At 63.8% G+C, this 23,109-nt stretch carries 25 protein-coding genes; 15 read left to right on the top strand and 10 right to left on the bottom strand.

All coding sequences use genetic code 11. The annotated features are described in order from the left end of the window. Positions 1-49: 49 nt before the first annotated feature. The 3 genes from ACOOE2_RS05035 to ACOOE2_RS05025 all read right to left on the bottom strand — a co-directional run bounded on the left by ACOOE2_RS05035 (position 50) and on the right by ACOOE2_RS05025 (position 5,108). On the bottom strand, positions 50-1,423 hold the full coding sequence (locus tag ACOOE2_RS05035; protein ID WP_420381925.1) for a class II 3-deoxy-7-phosphoheptulonate synthase: 1,374 nt from the start codon (positions 1,421-1,423) through the stop codon (positions 50-52). A gap of 110 nt (positions 1,424-1,533) precedes the next feature. Continuing rightward, positions 1,534-4,431, bottom strand: a complete 2,898-nt coding sequence (locus tag ACOOE2_RS05030) for a M16 family metallopeptidase (protein ID WP_420381924.1) — start codon at positions 4,429-4,431, stop codon at positions 1,534-1,536. Between the two features lie 89 nt (positions 4,432-4,520). Further along, on the bottom strand, positions 4,521-5,108 hold the full coding sequence (locus ACOOE2_RS05025) for an FKBP-type peptidyl-prolyl cis-trans isomerase (RefSeq protein ID WP_420381923.1): 588 nt from the start codon (positions 5,106-5,108) through the stop codon (positions 4,521-4,523). Positions 5,109-5,263: 155 nt separating this feature from the next. Between ACOOE2_RS05025 and ACOOE2_RS05020 the strand changes: the two genes are divergently transcribed. The 11 genes from ACOOE2_RS05020 to ACOOE2_RS04970 all read left to right on the top strand — a co-directional run bounded on the left by ACOOE2_RS05020 (position 5,264) and on the right by ACOOE2_RS04970 (position 15,127). Beyond that, entirely contained in the window at positions 5,264-5,839 is a 576-nt protein-coding gene (locus tag ACOOE2_RS05020; protein ID WP_420381922.1) for a NifU family protein, read from the top strand. 4 nt (positions 5,840-5,843) lie between these two features. Then, on the top strand, positions 5,844-6,506 hold the full coding sequence (tsaB, locus tag ACOOE2_RS05015; protein WP_420381921.1) for a tRNA (adenosine(37)-N6)-threonylcarbamoyltransferase complex dimerization subunit type 1 TsaB: 663 nt from the start codon (positions 5,844-5,846) through the stop codon (positions 6,504-6,506). Positions 6,507-6,578: 72 nt separating this feature from the next. Continuing rightward, positions 6,579-7,016, top strand: a complete 438-nt coding sequence (locus ACOOE2_RS05010) for a GNAT family N-acetyltransferase (RefSeq protein WP_420384562.1) — start codon at positions 6,579-6,581, stop codon at positions 7,014-7,016. A gap of 212 nt (positions 7,017-7,228) precedes the next feature. After that, entirely contained in the window at positions 7,229-7,672 is a 444-nt protein-coding gene (locus ACOOE2_RS05005) for a MucR family transcriptional regulator (RefSeq protein WP_420381920.1), read from the top strand. A gap of 266 nt (positions 7,673-7,938) precedes the next feature. Next, positions 7,939-8,361, top strand: coding sequence for a Fur family transcriptional regulator (locus ACOOE2_RS05000; protein WP_420381919.1), 423 nt, complete (start codon positions 7,939-7,941; stop codon positions 8,359-8,361). Beyond that, complete coding sequence (locus tag ACOOE2_RS04995; RefSeq protein ID WP_420381918.1) at positions 8,333-9,211, top strand: lysophospholipid acyltransferase family protein; 879 nt, start codon at positions 8,333-8,335, stop codon at positions 9,209-9,211. The genes ACOOE2_RS05000 and ACOOE2_RS04995 overlap by 29 nt, the downstream gene beginning before the upstream one ends. Positions 9,212-9,857: 646 nt before the next feature. Further along, positions 9,858-11,192: a tRNA (N6-isopentenyl adenosine(37)-C2)-methylthiotransferase MiaB gene (gene miaB, locus ACOOE2_RS04990; RefSeq protein WP_420381917.1), complete on the top strand. Its 1,335-nt coding sequence runs from the start codon at positions 9,858-9,860 to the stop codon at positions 11,190-11,192. A gap of 492 nt (positions 11,193-11,684) precedes the next feature. After that, a complete protein-coding gene (locus ACOOE2_RS04985) occupies positions 11,685-12,785 on the top strand; it encodes a PhoH family protein (RefSeq protein WP_420381916.1) in 1,101 nt (366 codons plus the stop codon). Further along, positions 12,782-13,276 carry an rRNA maturation RNase YbeY gene (ybeY, locus tag ACOOE2_RS04980; RefSeq protein ID WP_420381915.1) on the top strand — a complete coding sequence of 165 codons (495 nt, stop codon included), beginning with the start codon at positions 12,782-12,784 and terminating at the stop codon, positions 13,274-13,276. Before ACOOE2_RS04985 ends, ybeY begins: the two co-directional genes overlap by 4 nt. 27 nt (positions 13,277-13,303) lie before the next feature. After that, positions 13,304-14,242, top strand: a complete 939-nt coding sequence (locus ACOOE2_RS04975) for a hemolysin family protein (RefSeq protein WP_420381914.1) — start codon at positions 13,304-13,306, stop codon at positions 14,240-14,242. Between the two features lie 3 nt (positions 14,243-14,245). Next, entirely contained in the window at positions 14,246-15,127 is an 882-nt protein-coding gene (locus ACOOE2_RS04970; RefSeq protein WP_420381913.1) for a LysR substrate-binding domain-containing protein, read from the top strand. Positions 15,128-15,130: 3 nt separating this feature from the next. On the opposite strand, the gene ACOOE2_RS04965 is transcribed toward ACOOE2_RS04970, so the two are convergent. The 4 genes from ACOOE2_RS04965 to ACOOE2_RS04950 all read right to left on the bottom strand — a co-directional run bounded on the left by ACOOE2_RS04965 (position 15,131) and on the right by ACOOE2_RS04950 (position 17,205). Then, on the bottom strand, positions 15,131-15,499 hold the full coding sequence (locus tag ACOOE2_RS04965) for a hypothetical protein (protein WP_420381912.1): 369 nt from the start codon (positions 15,497-15,499) through the stop codon (positions 15,131-15,133). Positions 15,500-15,564: 65 nt separating this feature from the next. Continuing rightward, positions 15,565-16,224, bottom strand: coding sequence for a pyridoxamine 5'-phosphate oxidase family protein (locus ACOOE2_RS04960; RefSeq protein ID WP_420381911.1), 660 nt, complete (start codon positions 16,222-16,224; stop codon positions 15,565-15,567). A gap of 2 nt (positions 16,225-16,226) precedes the next feature. After that, positions 16,227-16,712 carry a DUF1348 family protein gene (locus ACOOE2_RS04955; protein ID WP_420381910.1) on the bottom strand — a complete coding sequence of 162 codons (486 nt, stop codon included), beginning with the start codon at positions 16,710-16,712 and terminating at the stop codon, positions 16,227-16,229. A 37-nt stretch (positions 16,713-16,749) separates the two neighbouring features. Continuing rightward, on the bottom strand, positions 16,750-17,205 hold the full coding sequence (locus ACOOE2_RS04950) for a peptidylprolyl isomerase (RefSeq protein WP_420381909.1): 456 nt from the start codon (positions 17,203-17,205) through the stop codon (positions 16,750-16,752). Between the two features lie 101 nt (positions 17,206-17,306). Here ACOOE2_RS04950 and ACOOE2_RS04945 point away from each other — a divergent pair, with 101 nt between their 5' ends. Then, positions 17,307-17,699, top strand: coding sequence for a DUF1489 family protein (locus tag ACOOE2_RS04945; protein WP_420381908.1), 393 nt, complete (start codon positions 17,307-17,309; stop codon positions 17,697-17,699). Between the two features lie 27 nt (positions 17,700-17,726). On the opposite strand, the gene nudC is transcribed toward ACOOE2_RS04945, so the two are convergent. The 3 genes from nudC to ACOOE2_RS04930 are packed head-to-tail and all read right to left on the bottom strand — an operon-like array spanning position 17,727 to position 20,990. Beyond that, the gene (gene nudC, locus ACOOE2_RS04940) at positions 17,727-18,617 is read right to left on the bottom strand and encodes an NAD(+) diphosphatase (RefSeq protein WP_420381907.1); all 891 of its coding nucleotides are present in this window, start codon (positions 18,615-18,617) and stop codon (positions 17,727-17,729) included. Further along, on the bottom strand, positions 18,614-19,915 hold the full coding sequence (locus ACOOE2_RS04935) for a serine hydrolase domain-containing protein (RefSeq protein WP_420381906.1): 1,302 nt from the start codon (positions 19,913-19,915) through the stop codon (positions 18,614-18,616). Before ACOOE2_RS04935 ends, nudC begins: the two co-directional genes overlap by 4 nt. Positions 19,916-19,931: 16 nt before the next feature. Beyond that, complete coding sequence (locus tag ACOOE2_RS04930; RefSeq protein ID WP_420381905.1) at positions 19,932-20,990, bottom strand: A/G-specific adenine glycosylase; 1,059 nt, start codon at positions 20,988-20,990, stop codon at positions 19,932-19,934. Between the two features lie 29 nt (positions 20,991-21,019). Here ACOOE2_RS04930 and ACOOE2_RS04925 point away from each other — a divergent pair, with 29 nt between their 5' ends. The 3 genes from ACOOE2_RS04925 to ACOOE2_RS04915 are packed head-to-tail and all read left to right on the top strand — an operon-like array spanning position 21,020 to position 23,106. Continuing rightward, positions 21,020-21,583 carry a DUF721 domain-containing protein gene (locus ACOOE2_RS04925; RefSeq protein WP_420381904.1) on the top strand — a complete coding sequence of 188 codons (564 nt, stop codon included), beginning with the start codon at positions 21,020-21,022 and terminating at the stop codon, positions 21,581-21,583. An 8-nt stretch (positions 21,584-21,591) separates the two neighbouring features. Next, complete coding sequence (locus ACOOE2_RS04920) at positions 21,592-22,314, top strand: thioredoxin domain-containing protein (RefSeq protein ID WP_420381903.1); 723 nt, start codon at positions 21,592-21,594, stop codon at positions 22,312-22,314. A 30-nt stretch (positions 22,315-22,344) separates the two neighbouring features. Then, positions 22,345-23,106: a DsbA family protein gene (locus ACOOE2_RS04915; protein WP_420381902.1), complete on the top strand. Its 762-nt coding sequence runs from the start codon at positions 22,345-22,347 to the stop codon at positions 23,104-23,106. The last annotated feature ends 3 nt before the right edge of the window (positions 23,107-23,109 follow it).

Below are 23,109 nucleotides of genomic sequence, written 5' to 3'. Positions count from 1 at the left end.
AAGGGGGGCGTAACCTGTGCACCCCCCCTCAAAGTCTATGTTTCGAAATTCAGGCCGCTTCGGCCTTCAGCCCTGCGCGTTCCAGGTTGATCGCCTCGGCCAGCAGGAACGCCAGTTCCAGCGACTGCGCCGCGTTCAGGCGCGGGTCGCAGTGCGTGTGATAGCGGTCGGCCAGGTTGGCCTCGCTGATTGCCACCGCGCCGCCGGTGCATTCGGTCACGTCCTGCCCGGTCATTTCGATGTGGATCCCGCCGGCATGCGTGCCTTCGGCGCGGTGCACGGCAAAGAAGCTCTTCACTTCGCTCAAAATGCGTTCGAACGGCCGGGTCTTGTAGCCGTTGTCGGCCTTGATCACATTGCCGTGCATCGGATCGCACGACCACACCACCGGATGGCCATTGCGCGTGACAGCGCGCACCAGCGGCGGCAGGCCGGCCTCCACTTTATCGGAGCCGAACCGCGCGATCAGCGTGATCCGCCCGGGCTCGCGCGACGGATTGAGCGTGTCGAGCAGGCCAAGCAACACATCGGGCGCCAGGCTCGGGCCACACTTCACCCCGATCGGATTGTCCACCCCGCGCAGGAACTCGACATGCGCCGATCCCGCAAACCGCGTGCGATCGCCGATCCACAGCATATGCGCGCTGGTGTCGTACCATTTGCCGGTCAGCGAATCCTGCCGCGTCATCGCCTCTTCATAGGGCAGCAGCAGCGCTTCGTGGCTGGTGAAGAAATTCGTGCCCTGCAATTGCGGTACTGTCGCGGGATTGACGCCGCAGGCCTCCATGAAGTCGAGCGCTTCGCCGATCTTGTCGGCCATTTCGGCAAATTTCGCCGCCCACGGGCTCTTGCCGATATGATCGAGCGTCCACTGGTGGACCTGGCGCAGATTGGCATAGCCGCCGGTCGAAAACGCGCGCAGCAGGTTCAGCGTCGACGCCGCCTGGCTATAGGCGCGCAGCATCCGGTCGGGATCGGGAATGCGCTGTTCGGGGGTGAAATCGATACCGTTGATGTTGTCGCCAAGATAGCTCGGTAGCTCGATATCGCCCTGGCGCTCGGTCGGCGTGGAGCGCGGCTTGGCAAATTGCCCCGCCATCCGCCCGACCTTGATCACCGGCTGCTTGCTGGCAAAGGTCAGGATTACCGCCATCTGCAACAGCACGCGGAACGTGTCGCGGATGTTGTTGGGATGAAACTCGGCAAAGCTTTCGGCGCAATCGCCGCCCTGGAGCAGAAACCCGCGACCGGCCGCCACTTCGGCCAGATCGGCCTTCAACGAGCGCGCTTCGCCGGCAAACACCAGCGGCGGAAAGCTCGTCAGCGTCGTTTCGACCGCGCGCAGCTTGTCCATATCGGGATAGACCGGCAGATGCCGCGCCTCCGCCCCGCGCCAGCTATTTGCATTCCAGTTGCTTGCCACGTGTCCTCATCCTTGGATCGCGGTCATGATCGACCGGGGATGGCAAATAGGCGCGCAGACGACCAAATGCAAAGAAAGCGTATCGCTCACTGTGATCGGCGCGGACCCGCTCACTTCTTTTCGGGCACGACTTCCAGTTTCCACGTCGCGCCGGGCTTCAGATAACGCCGCGCCAGGTCCTGCATTTCGGCCGGCGTGGTGCTGGACGAATCGACCAGGATCGAACGCAGATCGGCGATCTTGCGCTGTTCGATCGCGCCGCCCTGCAACTGGTCGAGATAAAACCCGTTGCCGGTCGAAAGCCGCGTGATCCACTGCTTGGTCGGCTCGGTCACACGCGCGATTTCCTCTGCGCTGGGCGGTGCGGCGGCCAGGTCGGCGGCGATCTGGTCGGTCGCGGCAAAAAACGCCGGCAGATCGCGCGGACGCAATTGTGTGGTCGCAGCAAAATACCCGCCCGATGACAGGTCCAGTGGCCACGACGAATTGACCTGCGGCGAATAGCTCGCGCCGATCTTTTCGCGCATCACGTCGAACAGCCGGTTCGAATAGATCTGCGCCAGCAATTCCAGCTGACGCGATTCGCGCAAAAGCCCGCGCCCGCCCCCGGTCGGCCACGCGACCAGGGCCGCCGCCGCATCGGGATCGCCGCGATGCGTCAGCACCAGCGGCGTGACGTTTGGCGCGGGCAGATGCGGCGTCAGCGGCGGCGGCGCGACCGATGTCCGCACCGGCAGTGCGCCAAAGCTGCGCAGCAGCGCGGCAATCCCGGCCTCGTGCGTAAAATCGCCAAACATGTCGACTTCGATCGGCCCTGTCTGCAACAGCGGCTCCCACACGCGGCGGAATCCTTCGGGCGTGGCCTTGGCCAGTTCCGCCGGATTGGGCTGCGCAAAACGCGGATCGCCATCGCGGATCAGCCAGGGCAGATCGCGCTGCAGGACCTTCATCGGCGACCCGTTGGTGCTTTCATAACTGATCCGCGACGCGGCCAGCGCGCGGATCACCGGATGCTCGTCCCAGCGCGGCATCGCCAGCTTGGCCGCAAACAGGTACAACTGGTCCGCCATATCGTCGGGCCGGGTATCGGCATAAAATCCGAATGCGGTATCGGAAATGTCGAAATTGAGGCTCAGCTTGCGCCCCGTCGCCAGCCGGTCAAGATCTTCGCGGCCGTATTTCGCAAACCCGCTGTCCATCAGCGCCGCTTCGCCCAGCGGCGCATAGACCGCGTCCTGCGGCCGGATCGCGGCATAACCGGCGCCGAAGCGCACGCGCACGATGATCCGCCCTGGCTCTGCATCATTGGGCCACAACAGCACTTTGACGCCGTTCGACAACGTGATCCGCTCGATCCCGAGCAGGCCGGTCGGTACATCGTCGACGACTTTGCCCGGGGTGCCGATCGCCGGCAGATCGGCAAAGGTCAGCGCCGAGGCAGAAAGCCGGCTACCCGCGGCAGCACCGACCGGCGCGGTGATCGCCAGGCGCACATCCTGCGCAGTGCCATCGCTTGCCTTTGGCGTGATCAGGATCGCGCGCTCGACCGTGCCGGCAAACAGCGCACGCGTGTGTTGCAGCACCGCTGCCGGGGTAAACAACGGGATCGTTTTCTTGAAAATGCCATAGACCGTGTCGGGGTTGGCGACGGTTTCGCGAATATCCACGGCTTGCGCGATTTCGTCGGCCAGTTTCGACCCGGCCTGGGTCTCCTGCGTTTCCACCGGCACTTTGTAACTGACATCGAATTCAGCCACTTCGCGCGCGATTTCTTCCTTGCTCGGCGGGGTGGTCATGGCATCGGCCAGCACCGCGCGCACATCGTGCACCGCTGCTTTCCAGTCGTCGCCCAGCGGCGTGACCGTGATCAAGGTGGTATCCGCCGAACGGCTGATGCGGTTCTGATCGACAGACGCCGCCAGAAAGCTGCCGTTGCTGCGCGCGCGCGATTCCAGCCGGCGGTTGATCAGCGCCAGCGCCAGCCGGTCGATGATATTGCCTTCGTTATAGACGATCGTGTCGTTGATCTTGTGCCACGGGCGCAGAATCGCGACGTTGAACACGCGCGGCAGGTCGGGTTCGACGATGACGGCGGTTTCGTCGACCGGCACTTTCGCCGGATCTTTCGTCGCGGTTCCAGGCGGCGCGGTCGGTTCGCCGAAATCGGGCTGCGCCGGTTTCTTGCCCACGCCCTGCCAATCGCCGAACCATTTGGTGATTTCCGCCACCATCGTGGCCGGATCGCTATCGCCCGCCACCACGATCACGGTGTTGTCGGGGCGATACCATTTGTCGTGGAACGCCTTGATGCTGTCGGCAGTGGCAGCGTTGAGCGTTTCGACTTTGCCGATCGGCGAGCGATCCGCGAGCGGCTGGCCCTTGAAAAACGCCGAGCGAGTCGCATCGATCACGCGTGATTCCGGCCCCTGCCGCTCGCGCATTTCGGCCAGCACGATCGGCACTTCGGTCTTCACGCCCTGCGGCGTAAAGATCGGCGCGGCGATCATGCCCGACAGCAGCTTGAACGTCGTGTCGATCACTTCGGGCGAGGCATTGGGCACATCGAGCTTGTAGACCGTCTCGGTCGGGCTGGTTTCGGCATTGGTGTCGCTACCGAATGTCGCGCCCAGCTTCTGCCAGGTCGGGATCGCCTCACCCGATTTGAGATACCTGGAATCGCGAAACGTCAGATGCTCGATCAGATGCGCAAACCCGCGCTGCGCATCGGTTTCATACAAAGACCCGACATCGGCGACCACGCGCACCGAAATCTGGCCCGGCGGAACGCCGTTGTGCCGCACCGCATAGCGCAAGCCGTTGGGCAATATGCCGAACGTCCATTGCGCATCGTGCGGCACGTCGGACCCGACATAGAGCCAGGGTACGGATGCTGGCGCCGCCAGCGTGGGCGCTGCTGGCGTAGCCTGGGCCACAGTGGGCAGCACGACACCGGCAAGAAGCGAAAAGACAAGGCCGAAACGCGCGCTGCGCCGATGTTGGGAGATCATATCCCAAGTCTATAGGGCGCAGAAAAATGAAGGGCCAGTGAATAGAACGTCACGTCTCCCTCCCCTTCAGGAGAGGGGCTTGGCAAGATCTAGTGGCTCGCCGGAGCAGCAGGCGCCGGCGTCGCTGCGCTGCCCTGCTGCGCGCCGCGCATCGCCTCGACTTCGGCCGCGGACTTGGAATCGACCAGCTCGATCTGGAACACCAGGTCCGAATTGGCCGGGATCGCATCGCCCGCGCCCGCCGCGCCATACCCGAGCGCTGCCGGCACGCACAGGCGCCACACGCTGCCGCGCGCCATCAGTTGCAGGCCTTCGGTAAATCCGGGAATGACATTGGCCAGGCTTAGCGGAGTTTGCTGGTTCTGGTCGAACACCTGGCCGGTGGTGGCCAGATACCCGATATACCCGATCAGCACGAAATCGGTCTTGCCCGGCTTCGGCCCGGTGCCCTCGCGCAGCGCGGTATAGCCCAGCCCCGATGCGGTCTTGAGCGCGCACACGCGCTTGTCGGCCGGGACCATCGGCTGCAACGGCAGCTTGATGATCGCAGGATTTGCCGGCGCCACAGGCGCGGCAGCAACCGGCGCCGCGATCGCAGCAACAGGGGCACACACCATCAGTGCGGCCAGAATGGATGTGGAAAGGGCGGGCGCGATTCGCGAAAAGGACTGGTTCATGATTGTCGCGCTTAATGCGCCAGCGGCAACTCTGCCAGCGCGGAAACACTGTATTCGCGCACAACACGCACATATTGGGCGCATTCGTAGTCGTTCTGTCATATTCGCCCTTCGTGCCCCTTGACCCGGCGCCCCCCGGTTCTAAATGTACGGACATGTTCATAGAAACCGAAACGACGCCCAATCCTGCCACGCTGAAATTCCTGCCGGGGGAAATCGTCATGGCATCGGGAACGCGCGAATTCACCAATGACGAAGACGCCGATGCATCACCGCTGGCGCAGGCCTTGTTCAGTCTGGGCGATGTTACCGGCGTGTTCTTCGGCCGCGATTTCGTTTCTGTAACGATCGCGCCGGGCGCAGCTTGGAGCGATGCCAAGCCGCAGGTGCTCGCGGTGCTGCTCGATCATTTCGTTTCGGGCACGCCGCTGTTTGTTTCGGCCAGCGCCGGTTTTGCCGTCCCGGCCGAAGACGACGCCACGATCGGCGACGATCCTGCCGATGCCGACGTGATCGACCAGATCAAGGATCTGATCGAAACACGCGTCCGCCCGGCAGTGGCCAATGACGGCGGGGATATCGTCTATCGCGGCTTTCGCGATGGCGTCGTTTTTCTGCAGATGCAGGGCGCCTGTTCGGGTTGCCCATCGTCGAGTGCCACTTTGAAACACGGGATCGAATCGCTGCTGAAGCATTACGTTCCCGAAGTGAACGAAGTGCGCGCCGCCTGACTGGATGGGCGGACGAACCCTGATCATCGACTGCGCGACGGAGGCCTGTTCGGTCGCGCTGTTCGATGGCGATGATCCGACATGCAGCACGATGATTGCCGGTGACTACACCGAACCGGGTCGCGGCCATGCCGAACGGCTGGTGCCGATGATCGCCGCGCTGCCCGATCGCGGCCGTGCCACCCGCATCATGACCAATCTTGGGCCCGGCAGCTTTACCGGCATCCGCGTGGGGCTTGCCGCCGCTCGCGCGCTTGGCCTGGCCTGGGGCGTTCCGGTCGGGGGCTATGGCTGCCTCGATCTGGTCGCGGCGCAGGCGCGCGCGATCCAGGGTGGGGGTGCAATCGACGTGGTCATGTCCGGCGGACATGGCGAATGGTTTTTTCAACCGTTTGCCGCCGACGGCACCGCAATCGCGCCATGTGTGTCGCTACCCCCCGATGCCGTGCTGGCACGCACCGCCGCCTCGCGCGTGGCGGGTACGCAGGCCGCTGCGGTTGCTGCGCACAACGGCGCCGCAGCATTGGTGATACGCCCGGACGCACGCGCCTTCGGCCTGCTCGATACGGACTTGTGGCGCGCAGATACCGGCCCGGTCTATGGCCGCGCGCCGGATGCCAGATTGCCCGGATCAAATGGCGCAACCGAAGTTCCGGCTGCATCATGATCAGCCTGATGCACCGCCCGGTCACCCGTGCCTGATTTCGCCCCGCCGCCGCTCGATGACGTCGATCGCATCATGGCCATCATGGCCTGCGCTTTTCCGCCCGAATTCGGCGAAGCATGGAACCGCCGCCAGATCATCGATTCGCTGTTACTTGATACGGTCCACTATGCCCTGATTGCCCCCGACGGTACTATTGCGCCAGACCGGATTGACTGCGCAGCAGGATTTTATCTGTCGCGCTCCGTCCTGGACGAGGAAGAATTGCTGCTGTTCGCAATCGCGCCAGAGTGGCGCCGACGCGGGTTAGGCCATGCACTATTGATGCAATTCATCACCCGGACAAGACAAAGTGGTAAAAAGCGACTGTTTCTGGAAATGCGCCACAACAATCCGGCCGGCGTTCTTTATGCGGCCCATGGCTTTCGCCCGATAGGACTGCGCCCACGATATTACCGTACGCTGAACGGAGATCGCATTGACGCCATTACGCAGGAACTGGTTATCGAATGATCGTGCATTGGGTCCATTTCAGGTTATAATTTCGTAATTTACCCTCTTTACGTGCGATAACTGATTGTTTTATTGCACAATCGGTTTATATGATTTTTTCCAATGTGACAGTCGATCTGCTGATCGACATATAAGCCAGCCTTATCAGCGGCATGACACTGATAAGGCTATGGTGGAAGACTACGTATTTTTAGAAAGAAGGCCGTTTCGCAATGACTGAAACTGAAATCGATCTGCGGGAAACGCTGATCACGCTCACCTCGGATATCGTTGCTGCCCATGTCAGCAACAACAGCGTCGCCGTTGGTGATCTGGCAACGCTGATCACGAACGTCTATACGGCGCTCGCCGGGCTGAAACCTGCCGAACCGCAGGCAGAGCCGCTGCCGGAGCCCGCCGTTTCGATCCGCTCGTCGGTCAAGAACGATCACATCATCTGTCTCGAAGACGGCAAGAAGCTGAAAATGCTCAAGCGTCACCTGGCGACACGCTACAACCTGACTCCTGATCAGTATCGCGCACGCTGGAACCTGCCCGCCGACTATCCGATGGTCGCCCCCGCCTATGCTGAAAAGCGCCGCGAGCTGGCCAAGAAAATCGGCCTCGGCCGCAAGCCCGCGCCCAAGCGCGGCCGCGCGGCAAAGGCGCCCGTCTGAATCCTTACGCGCTGCACCCGCAACGCATACAAGTTGCCCGTCCCACCAGGCTACGCCCGCGCGTAAATCCTGGTCGGGCGGGTTTCTTTTTGATAAATCATCGCGCATTGGCTTCGACGTCGGCGAACCATACCCGCGCGCCACTGCAAATTGACCACGGGACACCTGCTCGCGCCCCATTGCAGTCTTGGCCCGAGCCCCTATTATGGCGCAAGCTCCTGCCGACCCCTGGCGCCACACCCGATTTCGCATATTACGGATGACACGTGCACCAGCCCATCGACATAGAAGCCCTTTGTGCAGAACGCGGTCTGCGCATCACCGATCAGCGCCGGGTCATTGCCCAGGTCCTGTCGGAAAGCGATGATCATCCCGATGTGGAAAAGCTGCACGAACGCTCGGTCGCGCGCGATCCGCGCATTTCGATCGCCACCGTCTATCGCACCGTGCGCCTGTTCGAAGAGGCCGGAATTCTCGATCGCCACGATTTCGGCGATGGCCGCTCTCGCTACGAGGCCACGCCCGAAGCGCACCACGACCACCTGATCGATGTCGAAAGCGGCCGCGTGATAGAATTCGTCGATCCGGAACTCGAAGCCCTCCAGCGCCAGATCGCCGAGCGGCTGGGCTATCGCCTGGTCGATCACCGCATGGAACTTTATGGCGTCAAACTCGGCCGTGACGCCTAACCGCAATACCCGCCCGGTCGGACCCGAGCGCGATACACCCATCCCGTTCACGGGCTGGATACGCCTGGTGCTGCGCGCGATCGGCCTGGTCATCGGCTTGTCGTTGTGCGTCCCGCTGCACTACGCCTACCGCACCATCCATTACGGATCGCCGTTTCCCAAACTGTTCCTGCGCCTTGCCTGCCGCCTGTGCGGCGCGCGCCTGCGCGTCCACGGCGTGCCCTTGAAACGCGATGTCTTCTTCATCGCCAACCATTTGTCCTGGCTGGATATTCCAGCCCTGGGCGGCGCCAGCGGTACCGCCTTCGTCGCCAAATCCGAGCTCGCCTCCGCGCCTGTGGTAGGCTGGCTCGCCCGGATAAACCGCACCGTTTTCGTCAGCCGTGAAGACCGCATGGGCGTCGCCGACCAGATCAACCGCCTGCGCGAGGCTCTTGCCGACAACTGGTCGATCACCGTATTTCCCGAAGGCACCACCACCGACGGCAAATCGCTGCTCCCGTTCAAAACCTCGATGCTGCGCGTGCTCGAACCACCGCCCGCCGGCGTCATGGTCCAGCCCGTCGTGCTCGACTACGGCCAGGATATCGGCGAATGGATCGGCTGGATCGGCACCGAATCCGGCGTCAGCAACGCCAAGCGCATCCTGTCGCGCCGCGGCTCGTTCCCCCTCGAAGTGTTCTACCTCGACCCCTTCGACCCGCGCGACTACCCGGGCCGCAAAGCAATCGCCGCCGAAGCACGCTCGCGTATTCTGCCCGCCCTGGAGGTACGCCTTGGGCAACCGGTGCGGCCGTTTGCGCAAATGGTCGGCGCCATTCGCTATAGTCCTCCGGACAAGGTTGCCTGACAAAGGGCCTCCGGCGGGCAAGGGTTAACACCCTTGCATCCCGTTATCTGGCTTCGACGCGCACCATATCCACCTCATCGCACGACCCTCATCACACCATCCTCATCGTCATCCCGGACTTGATCCGGGATTGTGCTTTTTCTTTTCTTGAGGGCCTCCGGCGGCCAAGGGCCGATGCCCTTGGATCCCGTCAATGTCCTGAACTGCATGCCGTTTTCGCCTTTGCGCCCCGCCGCGCAGCCACCTTTATTAGAGCCGCTACGCGGCAGGCGGACCATCGCAAAGACGCACAAAGCCAAAAAGTTTCAGGATCCAAGGGCAATGGCCCATAGGCGCTAAACATAACAATACCGTCGCCCCGGGCTTGACCCGGGGTCCCGCTTCTTCGGCGCGGAAACGTCCCAATTTGAAGATACCGCCAAAGAAAAGCGGGATCCCGGGTCAAGCCCGGGAAGACGAAAACAAACAAAGTCAGCGCCTATGGGCAATGGCCCTTGGCCGCCGGAGGCCCTCAAAAAAAGAAAAATAGCACAACCCGGATCAAGTCCGGGATGACGTAACTGTTGAATGGGCACGAGCGGACGAACCATGCCCCCACCCGAGGCAACCTTTGCGCAACCCCGCAATTGCGCGTAAGGGCGGCGCCATGACCGCCCGCCAGCCCCGCACGATTCCCCAGCCCAAAACCTTTCATGTCACAAGCTTTGGTTGTCAGATGAATGTCTATGACGGCGAGCGCATGGCCGAACTGCTAAGCGCGGAGGGAATGACCGCGGTTGGCGAGCGCGAGGCGGCCGATCTGGTCGTGCTCAACACGTGCCATATTCGCGAAAAGGCGACCGAGAAGGTCTATTCCGATATCGGCCGGTTGCGCCGCGATGATGGCACGAACCCGCTGATCGCGGTCGCCGGCTGTGTCGCGCAGGCCGAAGGCGCCGAGATCATGGCGCGTGCGCCGCAAGTGCGCGTGGTGGTCGGTCCGCAGGCGTACCATCGCCTGCCGGCGATGGTGGCGTCGGCGGCACTGGGCGGACGCGAGACCGAGACCGACATGCCGGCGGAGGCCAAGTTCGCCGCCCTGCCCAAACGGCGCGTGTCGACGCCGGCGGCGTTCCTGACCATCCAGGAAGGGTGCGACAAATTCTGCACCTATTGCGTGGTACCCTATACGCGCGGCGCGGAAATCGCGCGGCCTTATGCCGATCTGGTGGATGAGGCGCTGGCGCTGGTCGATGGCGGCGCGCGCGAGATCACGCTGCTGGGGCAGAACGTCAACGCCTGGGCGGGTGAAGACCCGGCGGGCGGGGCGATCGGGCTGGCGGGTCTGGCGGCGGAATTGGCGAAAATCCCCGATCTGGCGCGGATCCGCTATACCACCAGCCATCCGGCGGACATGGACGATGCGTTGATCGCGGCGCATGGCGAAAATCCCAAGCTGATGCCGTTCCTGCATTTGCCGGTGCAATCGGGCAACGACCGCGTGCTGCGCGCGATGAACCGCAGCCACAGCGCCGACAGCTATCTGAAAATCATCGAGCGCGCCCGGTCTGCGCGTCCCGATCTTGCGGTGTCTGGCGATTTCATCGTTGGTTTTCCGGGCGAGACCGAGGCCGAATTTGCTGACACCTTGTCGCTGATCGATGCGGTCGGCTATGCCCAGGCCTACAGTTTCAAGTATTCGCCGCGACCCGGCACGCCCGCGGCCACGATGGACGGGCAAGTGCCTCCCGAAGTGATGGATGACCGGCTCAAGCGGTTGCAGGCGCATCTCGACCGCGATCAACTGGCGTTCAACCAGGCATCGGTCGGTCGGCGTTGCACGGTGCTGATCGAGCGGCGCGGGCGCCAGCCGGGTCAATGGCTGGGCAAATCACCCTGGTTGCAATCGGTGCATTGCACCGATGATCTGGCCCTGGGCAGCCTGGTCGAGATGGACCTGATCGATGCCGGGCCAAAGTCCCTGACCGGGCGGCGGGTCTGACCCGCGCCACCCGGCGATCGACGGTACCATCAATTCCAGAGGCGTATGGGCCTATGGATCAGTGATGATGCCAGTGGCGCATATGATGGTGATGGTGATGCCAGGGCCGTGCACTCGCGATTGCGGGGGCCAGGGCCAGGGTGATGGCAACGACTGCGGCAGCTTTCAAAAGCGTCGAACGCATCAGAACGATCCTTGCGATGGTGATGCTGCACCGGTCCGGCGCAACGTGCGGGACAATGGCATGTCCCGAACCAATGTCCACGATCACTTTGGGTCACAACCCGTGAAACTTTGTCGCGCACCTGTGACAGAAATGTCGGGGTGGAAAACGCCGATTCCCGCGCTTTTTCAAACAGGCTGTGCAAATCACGCCGGATTGCCTAAAATTCGTGTCTGCCTGTCTTGCGCGTGTCGCATCTGCGCATAATCTTGGGGAGTGTCGCAGGTCCGGCGACAGATCAGAACAAGGGAGATGCCCCGCAGGGGAATATGGCCCGTAAATTCAACCGCGCCAGCACAGAGGCGCATCGCCAGTCGCAAAACGGTTCAGGCGGTTTCAGCGAACCTGCCGGCCATTATGGCGCAGCGCACGACGGAGCGCATCGCAGCGATTCGCATCGCCGCGCCCGGGTCGAAGTCGAATTCGACGAACAGACCGTGCTCGGCGCGCTGTTCGGGCAATTCGACACCAATCTCGTCCAGATCGAAAACCGGCTTGGCGTGTTCATCTCCGCGCGCGGCAATCGCGCGCTGATCGAGGGGCCCGACGATGCGGTGGCGCGCGCGCGCGATGTGTTGCGTGCAATGCACCAGCGCGTGCTTTCGGGGCAGGAGCTGGATGCGGGCGCGGTCGACGCCTTGATCGCGATGTCGAGCGAACCGACGCTCGAAGGGATCATCACCGGCGAACCGATGGACAATCCGCAGATCCTGATCCGCACCCGGCGCAAGACGATTGCGCCGCGGTCAAAAACCCAGATCGACTACATGCGCGCGCTGGTCAGCCACGACATGATCTTTGCGCTGGGGCCGGCAGGGACGGGCAAGACGTATCTCGCCGTCGCGCAAGCGGTTGCGCAACTGATGAGCGGATCGGTGCAACGCCTGATCCTGTCGCGCCCTGCGGTCGAGGCGGGCGAACGGCTGGGCTTCCTGCCCGGCGACATGAAGGAAAAGGTCGATCCGTACCTGCGCCCGCTTTACGATGCGCTGTACGATTGCATGCCGCCGGAACAGGTCGAGCGGCGCATGGCCTCGGGCGAAATCGAGGTTGCACCGATCGCGTTCATGCGCGGGCGGACACTGGCCGATGCGTTCGTCATCCTCGACGAAGCGCAGAACACCACACCGGCGCAGATGAAGATGTTCCTCACCCGTTTTGGCCAGAACAGCCGCATGGTCATCTGCGGCGATCCGCGCCAGGTCGATCTGCCCGGCGGCACCGCCGGCAGCGGGTTGGCCGATGCGGTGCGCCGCCTAGAGGGCGTCGAGGGTATCGGTACGGTGCGCTTTACCGTTGCCGATGTCGTGCGTCACCCGATCGTCGGCCGCGTGGTCGAGGCTTATGAAGGCGAGGACGCGCTGCCGTGACGGCGCCTGTCATCGATATCGATATTGATCCGACCTGGACTGAAAGCATCGACTGGGAAGCGCTCGCCGCTGCGGCGGCTCAGGCCACTGCAGCGGTGGCGCCCGAATTGGCGCACGACACGATGCTGGTCAGCCTGGTCCTGGCCGACGATGACGAAGTCCATGCGCTGAACAAACAGTGGCGCGCGCGTGACAAGGCGACGAACGTGCTGTCGTTTCCGATGCTGTCGCGCGAAGAAGTGCTGCGCGCTGCCGCCGCGCCCGCTGCGCCGGCGATGCTGGGCGACATGATCCTGGCGCACGGCGTGTGCATGCGTGAAGCCGACGAAAAAGGCATCCCGATGACGGCGCACGCCAGCCATCTGATCGTCCACGGGCTGCTCCATCTCGCCGGCTACGACCATGAGCTTGGCGATGCCGAAGCCGAAGAAATGGAGGCGCTGGAGCGGAAGGCGCTTGCGCTCCTGGGCCTTGCCGACCCATACGCATGATCTGGCGACAAGACGGAGAATAACACAGTGCCCGAGGGCAACGGGTCCGGCGGCGAAAGCCGGTCGGGCGAAGGCGACAGTACCCCCGCGCTGTGGCGCAAGGTCCGATCGCTGTTTCGCGGCAGCGATCACGATCAGTCGCTGCGCGCGCAGATCGAGGAAGCGATCGAGGAGCACGAGGGTGAAGACCGCGATGCGGACGAGGCCAGCGGCGACCTGCTGCCGCTCGAGCGGCAGATGATGCGCAACCTGCTGCATTTCAGCGAACACGATGCCGATGACGTCGCGATCCCGCGCGGCGAGATCGTGGCGGTGCCCGACGACGCCAGCTTTGCCGACCTGGTCGCCGCATTTGCCGATCATGGCCACAGCCGCCTGCCGATCTATCACGAATCGCTCGATGAAGTGATCGGCATGGTCCACATCAAGGACGTGTTTCCGATCGTCGCGCAGATGGCGCTGGCCGGCGTGCCCGCGCCGGCGAGCTGGGCAAACCTGATGCGCCAGCCGCTGTTCGTGCCGCAGGCGCGCGGCGCGCTCGATGTGTTGGGCGACATGCGGTCGAGCCGGATGCATCTGGCCATCGTCATCGACGAATATTCAGGCACCGACGGGATCATCACGATCGAGGACCTGGTCGAGGAGATCGTCGGCGAGATCGAGGACGAACATGACGACGCGCCGGTCGACCTGATCCGCCAGGTCGACGAACACACCTGGGAAGCGGACGCGCGCGCCGAACTCGACGATGTCGGTAAAAGGGTGGACCCCCGGCTTGCCATCGTTGACGAGGATGTGGATACGCTCGGCGGACTGGCTGTCGTGCTGGCTGGCGAGGTTCCGCCGGTCGGCCGGATCATCGATCATGACAGCGGCTGGCGGATCGAAGTGACGGATGGGGACGATCGCCGGTTGACCCGGTTACGGTTGCACGCGCCGCAGATCCCCGGGGCGGAAGAGGAATAGGCGATGATTCGCAGGCTGCCACCGCTGCGCTCGCTCGAGGCGTTCATCCGCGTGGTGCGCGCCGGCTCGGCCAAGACCGCGGCGGCCGAACTCGCGCTCAGCCCGTCGGCGCTGTCGCGCCGGCTCGGCGCGCTCGAGGAGTTTGTTGCCAAGCCGCTGTTCGAACGCAAGCACCAGGCGCTGAAACTGACCGAGGAAGGCCAGACGCTGTACGATGCGGTCGCGCCGCTGATCGACGAGATGGCCGACCGCATCGACCGCCTGATCGACACCGGCAAGATCATGCGGTTGCGCCTGGGCGTGCTGCCGCTGTTCGGCAGCCAGCGGCTGTTCCCTCGCCTGGGGGAACTGCGCCGGCTGCATCCGCAACTGCACATCGACATCGACAGCGGCCATTCCGCCGAGACGAAGCTGGGCGATACGATCGACGCGGCGATCGTGTTGTCCGAAGGGCCCGACGCCTCGCTCCATTCGGTCCGGCTCGATCACAACCGCGTCTATGCGATCGCCAGCAAGGAACTGGCCGCGCAACTGGGCCCCCGCCCCGATCTGGCCACGCTGTCGAAACAGACGTTCATGATCCACAATGACCTGCCGATGAGCTTCGAGGCGTGGAAACGCACGCTTCATCTGGAAAATCTCGAGCCGGCGGCGGTCGATCATTTCGATTCGGGTCAGCTGATCCTTGAGGCCGCTGCGCAGGGCCTGGGCATCGCGATCATGCACGACGATCACTTTACGCGCAGCCACGATACGCGACTTGCCCGGGTCTACGATGTCGAAGTCGACAGCCCCTACAGCTACTGGTTCGTCTGCCGCCCGCGCGCGCTGCAATCGCGCCCGGTCCGGCTGTTCCACGACTGGATGATCAAGGCCGGCTTGTAAGCCTCAATGCTGACCGGGCATCGGCATGATCTGCATGATTTCAACCGCTTCGCCCGGAAAAATCGTGAACTGCGGATGATCGACAAACAGCGCGGCAGCGGCTTCGTGGCTGTCCGCCTGAACGACCAGCGCGCCGCCCATCGCATTGTGACTATCGGTCGTGCCATCGCGGGAAACCCGTTTGGTCTTGCCCAGCGGGCCACCCGGAAAGACAATCGATGCGGCATTGTCTGTCATCCATTGGCCCCAGGCGGCAATCCCGGCCTGCGCCCTGGCACCGCGTTCGGCTTCGCTCAGCGCAAGCCATTGCGCCATCGCCGGGCTTTCGGCATTGCCAAGGAATACCGCCAGAAACTGTGTCTGCGCGCTCATCGTGATCTCCCCATCAGATGCCGCAATGATACCAGAACCGCCGCAATCGGCAATCCAAACCCCGCTCAGCGCAATTGGCCCGACGCGATCAGGCGTTCAAGTGCTTCGGGCAAGGCAATCCCCGCATGCGGCCCGGGCGCCGGTTCGGCGGCCGCCAGCGTCGTCACCAGCGGCAAGACACCTGCCCAGACCGGAAAATCGGCTTCATCGGCATCGCCCGGCGGGGCCGCGCGTTCCTTGACGCTGGCCTCTTCGATATCCATCCAGATCACTGTCGATGCCTTCAATTCCTGCGCGCTCATCGGGCGCAAGGTTTCCCACCGGCCCGGGAACAGGTCGTCGACCATGTGCCGCAACGCGGCGGCGATCTCGGCGGGATCGGTCAGCGCGTGCGCCCGGCCAAACACCATCGCCGAACGGTAATTGGCCGAATGGTTGAACGCCGATCGCGCCAGGACATAGCCGTCCATCAGGCTGACCGTCAGGCACGCCCGCTGCCCGTTCACTTTGCGCAGGAACCGGCTGGCCGACGATCCGTGCCAATAGACGCGGTTGCCGTCACGCCAATGAATCGTCGGCGTCACATAGGGCTCGCCGTCGATCACATAGCCGACATGGCACATCGGCGCCGCATCGAGCACGGCATGCGCCGCGCTATGCGCGTGACTGCCCCGTTCGTGCATCCGCCGGATGCGGCTGCGCTCGCTAACGGGAAACTCGGTCATGGCTACAATCCCAGGTCGCTCAGCCCGGGATGGTCATCGGGCCGACGACCTTGTGGCCAATGAAACAGCCGGTCGCCCGGTGCAATCGGCGCATCGTTGATGCTCGCAATGCGCCGCGCCATCAGCCCACGCGCATCGAATTCCCAGTTTTCGTTGCCATACGAGCGGAACCAGTCGCCGGCGGCATCATGCCATTCATAGGCAAAGCGCACCGCGATCCGGTTGCCGTCAAAGCTCCACAATTCCTTGATCAGCCGGTATTCCAGCTCACGCGTCCATTTGCGCGTCAGGAACGCGGCGATATCTTCGCGCCCAGTCAAAAACTCCGCGCGATTGCGCCACTGACTGTCCGGCGTATAGGCCAGCGCCACCCGCGCCGGATCGCGCACGTTCCACGCATCCTCGGCCAGGCGCACCTTGCGAAAGGCATCGTCGCGCGTAAACGGCGGCAACGGCGGACGTTCGGCTTCGATGACACATCTCCTCATCTGCGCCGCCCGCACAGCGGGCGGCGCAGATCGACCATCAAGCCGAGACGATGGTGGCCTTGTTGATCACGCCGGGCTTTGCCGGCGGTTCGCCCTTGGGCAGCGCGTCGACATGCTCCATGCCCGATTCGACTTCGCCCCAGACGGTGTATTGCTTGTCGAGAAAGCGCGCATCGTCGAAACAGATGAAGAACTGGCTGTTGGCCGAATTCGGCGCCTGGGTCCGCGCCATCGAGCATACGCCGCGCACATGCGGCACATCGTTGAATTCCGCCTTCAGGTCAGGCTTTTTCGAACCGCCCATGCCGGTGCCGTCGGGGCAACCGCCCTGCGCCATGAAGCCCGGGATGACGCGGTGAAACTTCACCCCGTCGTAAAACCCTTCGCCGGCCAGTTCCTTGATCCGTTCGACATGCCCGGGTGCCTTGTCGGCCCGCAGCTTGATCACGACATCACCCGAATCGAGCGAAAGCACCAATTTGTCTTCAGCCATTATAAGTCCTTTTCCATGCCGGGGCCGATATAGGACGTTTGTTCGCGATGTCGACCTTTGGTCACCTTCACTTTCGGCACCTTGCTCCCTAAATCTGTCCGATGCCGCTCAACATGACCAAAGTCGCCTATGGCGCGCAATCGCTCGATGAAGTCCACGGCTGGTTTGCCGCGCGCGGCGCCGAATCGCGCCTGACCACGCGCAACCTGCCGCGCCGCCACGCCGAAATGATCGGCGGTTCGCTGTACTGGATCCTGAAACACCAGCTGGTCGCGCGCTCGGTGATCCTGTCGTTTGCCAAGGCGGACGACGGCCGCACCGAGATCGTGATCTCCAGCGAACTGATCAATGTCCACCCTCGCCCGCGTCGCGCGCACCAAGGCTGGCGCTACCTCGACGAAGCCGATTCGCCTGTGGACCTCGCCGCCGGCGAAACCGCCGATGTCATGCCCGCCAATCTGGCAGGCGAACTGGCGAAACTGGGCCTGGTATAAAATTCTCCCCGTTCCGGGGATGATTTTTTACTGGCCCAGCCACCACCGCACCAGATGGTACGCAATCGCAAACGGCGGCGGCGCGATGAATGCTGCGTCTTCATCGCCGCGCATTGCCGCAATCACCTCGTTACGGGTGAACCAGCGCGCATCGTCGAGCTCGGTCGTGTCGATCGTGATCGCATCGTTGTCGGCAACCCCGTGGCACGCGATCATCAGTGAGGATGGAAACGGCCACGGCTGGCTGGCGACATAGCGCACATCGCGCACGACCAGCCCCGCCTCTTCGGAAATCTCGCGCGCCACGGCCTCCTCGACCGTCTCGCCCGGCTCGACAAACCCCGCCAGCGCGGAATAGCGGCGCGGCGGAAAACGCGGCTGGCGCCCGAGCAGCAGGCGCCCCTCGCATTCCACGGTCATGATCGTGACCGGGTCGGTGCGCGGAAAATGTTCGGCCTTGCACGCGGCATTGCTGCAATTGCGCTGCCACCCGCCCTTGGTCAGCATGGTGCCATGTCCGCATCGCGCGCAGAAGCGGTGCCGTGCGTGCCAGTCGACCAGCGCCTTTGCCGCGCCATACACCGCCAGGTCGGGCGGGCTGAGCATGCCCATCACCTGCCACAGGCGCGGATCGGGCGGCGCGGTGCTGCCCACACCCATTAGTTTCGTATCGACCGCTACGAAAGCCGCGCGGCCGGCGGGATCGAGCCCCAGGAACACCAGTTCCGCGCCCGGATCGGCATCGGCCAGCGTGCCCCATTCAAGCCCGCCATCTGGCGCGATCACCGGCGCCAGACCATCGAGCCGCAACAGCCGCGCGCGCCAGTTGGCGAGCGCGGCCAGCTTGTCCGGATCGGAGCGCACCGCATCGGCGCGATCGATCACCGACCCGGCAAAGGCAATGCCGAAATCGGTCATGCCGCCATCTTTTCGTGCCGCACATCGGCGACGATCGCGATCGGAAATTCCTCGCCGATCGCCAGCGCGTTCGACGGCATGTATTGCACCCACAAGCTGGCGCTGAGCCCTGCGCGATAACTGACGAACCCGACTGTGCCCGCCGCGCCCGACCAGCCGAACGTGCCCGCATCGCTGCCGATGCCGACGCGCCCGCCTGCGCCAAAGCCCGATGCCCGGCCAAATACGCTGGTCCCGACCAGCGCCGGTGGCAGCAGGTCGCCGGTGCCCAGCCGCACCGCATGGTCGCTCATCACGCGCGTACCGCTGATCATGCCATACCCCAGCAGCATCTGCAGGAACCGGTCGTAATCGCGCGGGGATGTCACCAGCCCGGCCCCGCCGAACGGATAGGCCGGCGGATCGAGATAGACCGACGTTGCGGCCGGATCGATCGGGGTCAATTTGCCTTCGCGGATCCCGTAATTGGTGGTCAACCGCGCGCCCTGCCCCGGCTTTACCATGAAGCCTGAATTGGTCATGCCGCAGGGCACGAAAATGCGCTCGGCCATGACCTGGTCGAACGGTTTGCCCGTCACGACCTCGATCACCCGGCCCAGCAGATCGAGCGACACTGAATACGACCAGGCCGTGCCCGGCTCATAGACCAGCGGCATCGTGGACAGCGCATCGGCAAACGCGGCCAGGCTGGGCAGATTGTGCGCCACGGTCAAACCCGGGATAGCCATATGCGAGACTTCGGCGGGCACCAGCCCGGCCGCTTCGTAGGCATCCTTGAGCGGGCCCTTCTGGATGATCGAATAGCCCAGCCCCGAGGTGTGCGTCAAAAGATGGCGGATGGTGATCGGCGTCGTCGCCGGCCGCACGTCGGTGATCGACCCGTCGGGCGTTACCTGCACCTGCATCTTTGCGAATTTGGGCAGGATATCCGACAGCGGCTGGTCGAGCTTCAGCTTGCCCTCGTCGATCAGCATCATCGTGATCATGCCGGTGATCGGCTTGGTCATCGAATAGGCCCGGTACAGGCTGTCGATATCGGCGGGGCGCGGATCGCCCAGCGTCTGGACGCCGCGCATGATCGCGCTTTGCGTGCCGGCCATGTTCATCACGGCAACGACGCCCGGCAGCTTGCCGGAATCGACATAGCTGCTCGCGAGCGCGGCGACATGCGGGTACATCGTCGCCGCATCGGGCGCTGCGAACGCCATGCGTGGCATCAGCCCGGCGCCGCCCGCGACCAGGGCGCACCCGAGAAATCCGCGACGCGAAACAGCAGCTTGCGTTACAGTGGCGACCATATCTCTCCCCATCGTGTTATAAACCTGCAACGGCTATCCGCGCTGCCTTGGCGAAAACGGTCGGCAATCCGGCCAGTTCGATTGCGTCGATCGGCCAGAATTCACCAGCACCCTCTCCGGGCAGTGACTGCCCCATTTCGGCGTGGTCGCAAAGCATCAATTGCAGATCCAGATCGAAATGCGTGAAGCCATGGCGCACCACGCCCGCCACCCGCCACGCGCCCGCAAACGGCGGCACGCCATCGCCATCGCTGCGCGCATTCCACCCGTCATCGGGCAGGGCGCGCATCCCGCCCAGCATGCCCTTGCCCGCGCGTCGCACCAGCCAGACCTTGCCGTCACGCTCTATCCACCAGGCATGGCCGATGCGGTGGGGCTTGGCCTTTTTGGCGGCCTTGACCGGCAGGCTCGCGGCAATCCCGTCGGCATACGCCCGGCAACGCCCGCGCAACGGGCAGATAATGCAGCGCGGATTGCGCGCGGTACATACCGTTGCGCCCAGGTCCATCATCGCCTGCGCAAAATCGCCGGCGCGCGCATCAGGCGTGATCGTATCGGCGCATGCCCGGATCGCCGGGCGCGATCCGGGCAAAGGCGCGGTGATCGCAAACAACCGCGCGACCACGCGCTCGACATTGGCATCGACCACCACTGCGCGGGCGCCAAACGCGATTGCGGCCACCGCCGCTGCGGTATAGGCGCCCAGCCCCGGCAGCGCGCGAAGGCCTGCCTCGGTATCGGGAAAGCCGCCCAACGTCGCAACCGCGCGCGCGCACGCAATCAGATTGCGCGCGCGGCTGTAATAGCCGAGCCCCGCCCATGCCGCCATGACATCGGCCTCGTCCGCCTGCGCCAGCGCAGCCACATCGGGCCAGCGCGCCACAAACCGCGCAAAGTAAGGCTGCACCGCGGCAACCGTCGTCTGTTGCAGCATGACTTCGGACAGCCAGACGCGATAGGCCGCAGGCGGCGGCGTGCCGGGCGGGCTGCGCCAGGGCAAGCGCCGCGCATGGCGATCATACCACGCCAGCAGATCAAAGGCAGTCGATTGGTCGGTCTGAGCGCTGGCCTGCATCACGCGGCTATGGCATGGGACGTCGTGTGATGGAACGTGATCCAAAGGGTGTGAAAACACCAAAGGCAACCAAGCCGGTTCAAAAACCGCATGAGCGTGCGCGCGGCGGCGAGGCGCGGATGATTGGCGACCTGATGCCCGCGATCGGCCGCACCGCGTTTCGCCGCTTCGGCTTTGTGCAATCGAGCGTCGTGACTCGCTGGCCCGAAATCATCGGCGCCGCGCACGCGCGCAACTGCTTGCCCGAATCGATCCGGTTTCCGGTCGGCGAAAAATCCGAAGGCACGCTGCACCTGGTGGTCAGCCCGGGCCACGCGCCGATCATCCAGCATGTCATTCCCGAAATCATCGACCGGGTGAACCGGTTCTTCGGCTATCGCGCGGTCGCCAGTGTGCGCATGCGGCAAGGTGCGGTTCAGGTTGCCGGCACGAAAGAGAAAAAGCCGGCGCCGCCATCGCTGAAGCCCGGCATGATCGAACTGGGCACGCATTCGGCGGATATCGGCCTGCGCGATATCGGTGATCCCGAATTGCGCACCGTGCTGGAATCGCTTGCGCGCAGCCTTGACCGGATGAGCGCAAGGCAGGGATGAATGGGGGAATGACAATGGTGTTCAAGCATCTGGTTGCGGGCGTTCTGGCCCCATGTTTCGCAATGGCGGCCAGCCCGGCGCTCGCCGCGCCGCCTGCGGCCCATGCACCGCATGTGACAAACTGGAACACCACCGTCACGCGTACCGCAAACGACAGCTATATCCTGGGCAATCCGAATGCGCCGCTGAAACTTGCCGCCTATATCAGCTATACCTGCCCGCATTGCGCCGAATTCGAAGGCCAGGCGATGGCACCGCTTGCCATCGGCATGATCGGCCCGAACAAGGGCAGTTATGAAGTCCGGCCATTCCTGCGCAACGAAATCGATGTCGTGGCGGCGTTGCTCGCCGAATGCGGGCCGCCGTCGAAGTTTTTTGGCAACACGCAATTGCTGCTGGCAACGCAGACGCAGTGGATGGCGCCGATCGGATCGCTGAGCGATGCGCAAAAGGCGCGTTGGGAAAGCAAGGATTTCGGCACCCAAATGCGCGCAATCGCGTCTGACCTCGGGCTTTATGCGATCATGGACCGGCGCGGATACGGCCGCGCCGACCTCGACCGCTGCCTGACCAACAAGGCACTGGCCGATCGGCTTGCCGCGCAAACCAAGGCCGCGGTCGAAAAGGACTTTGTCCAGGGCACCCCGACGTTCCTGATCGACGGCGTGGCCCTGGCCGGAACCTACACCTGGGATGCGCTGAAGCCGCAGCTTGACGCGCGCCTGAAATAACCACCCCTTTTGCAAACCGGAACGCCCCTGATGAAACCGATCCGCACTTCGCTTGCTGCCACGCTTCTGCTCGCCACGCTTCCGCTCGCCTTCGGGTTGTCGGCCTGCGGCAAGAAGACCGATGCCGCTGCCGTGTCCGACACCGCGCTGCCCAAAGCCGGCCCCCCCGCGGGGAAGCAGTGGTCGGATGTGATGACCAAGACGGCCGATGACGGATACCTGATGGGCAACCCCGATGCGCCGCTGAAACTGATCGAATACGGCGCGCTGTCGTGTTCGCACTGCGCCGCCTTTGCCGAAGAAGGCTTCCCGCATTTGCGCGACGACTACATCAATTCAGGGCGGGTGAGCTACGAATTGCGCTATTTCATGCTCAATCCGCTCGACGTGCCGGCGGTCCTGCTGGCGACTTGCGGCAACACGCCCGAAACGGTTATCCCGATGTCCGAACAGTTCTGGGCATGGCAGCCCAAAATGTTCGATAACCTCAAGGCGGCGGGCCAGGGCGCCATGGGCCAGATCCAGGCCCTGCCCCCGGCCCAGCGCATCCCGGCGATCGCCCGGGTGACCGGGATGACCGACTTTTTTGCCCAGCACGGCATCGCCACCGATCAGGGTACGGCATGCCTTGGCAACGTGGCCAAGGCCACCGCACTGACCAATGAAACCGACAAGGCGTCCAAGGATTTCGACGTCCAGGGTACGCCCGCATTCATCCTCAATGGCCGCAATCTCAACGTCTCGTCGTGGGACCTGCTCGAACCTCTCCTGCAAAAGGCCGGCGCCCGATAAGAT

Origin of the sequence: Novosphingobium sp., from assembly GCF_965214355.1 — a bacterium.
Lineage (GTDB): Bacteria > Pseudomonadota > Alphaproteobacteria > Sphingomonadales > Sphingomonadaceae > Novosphingobium.
Note: the sequence above shows the minus strand (reverse complement) of the source record. Positions and strands in the feature narration are given on the sequence as shown.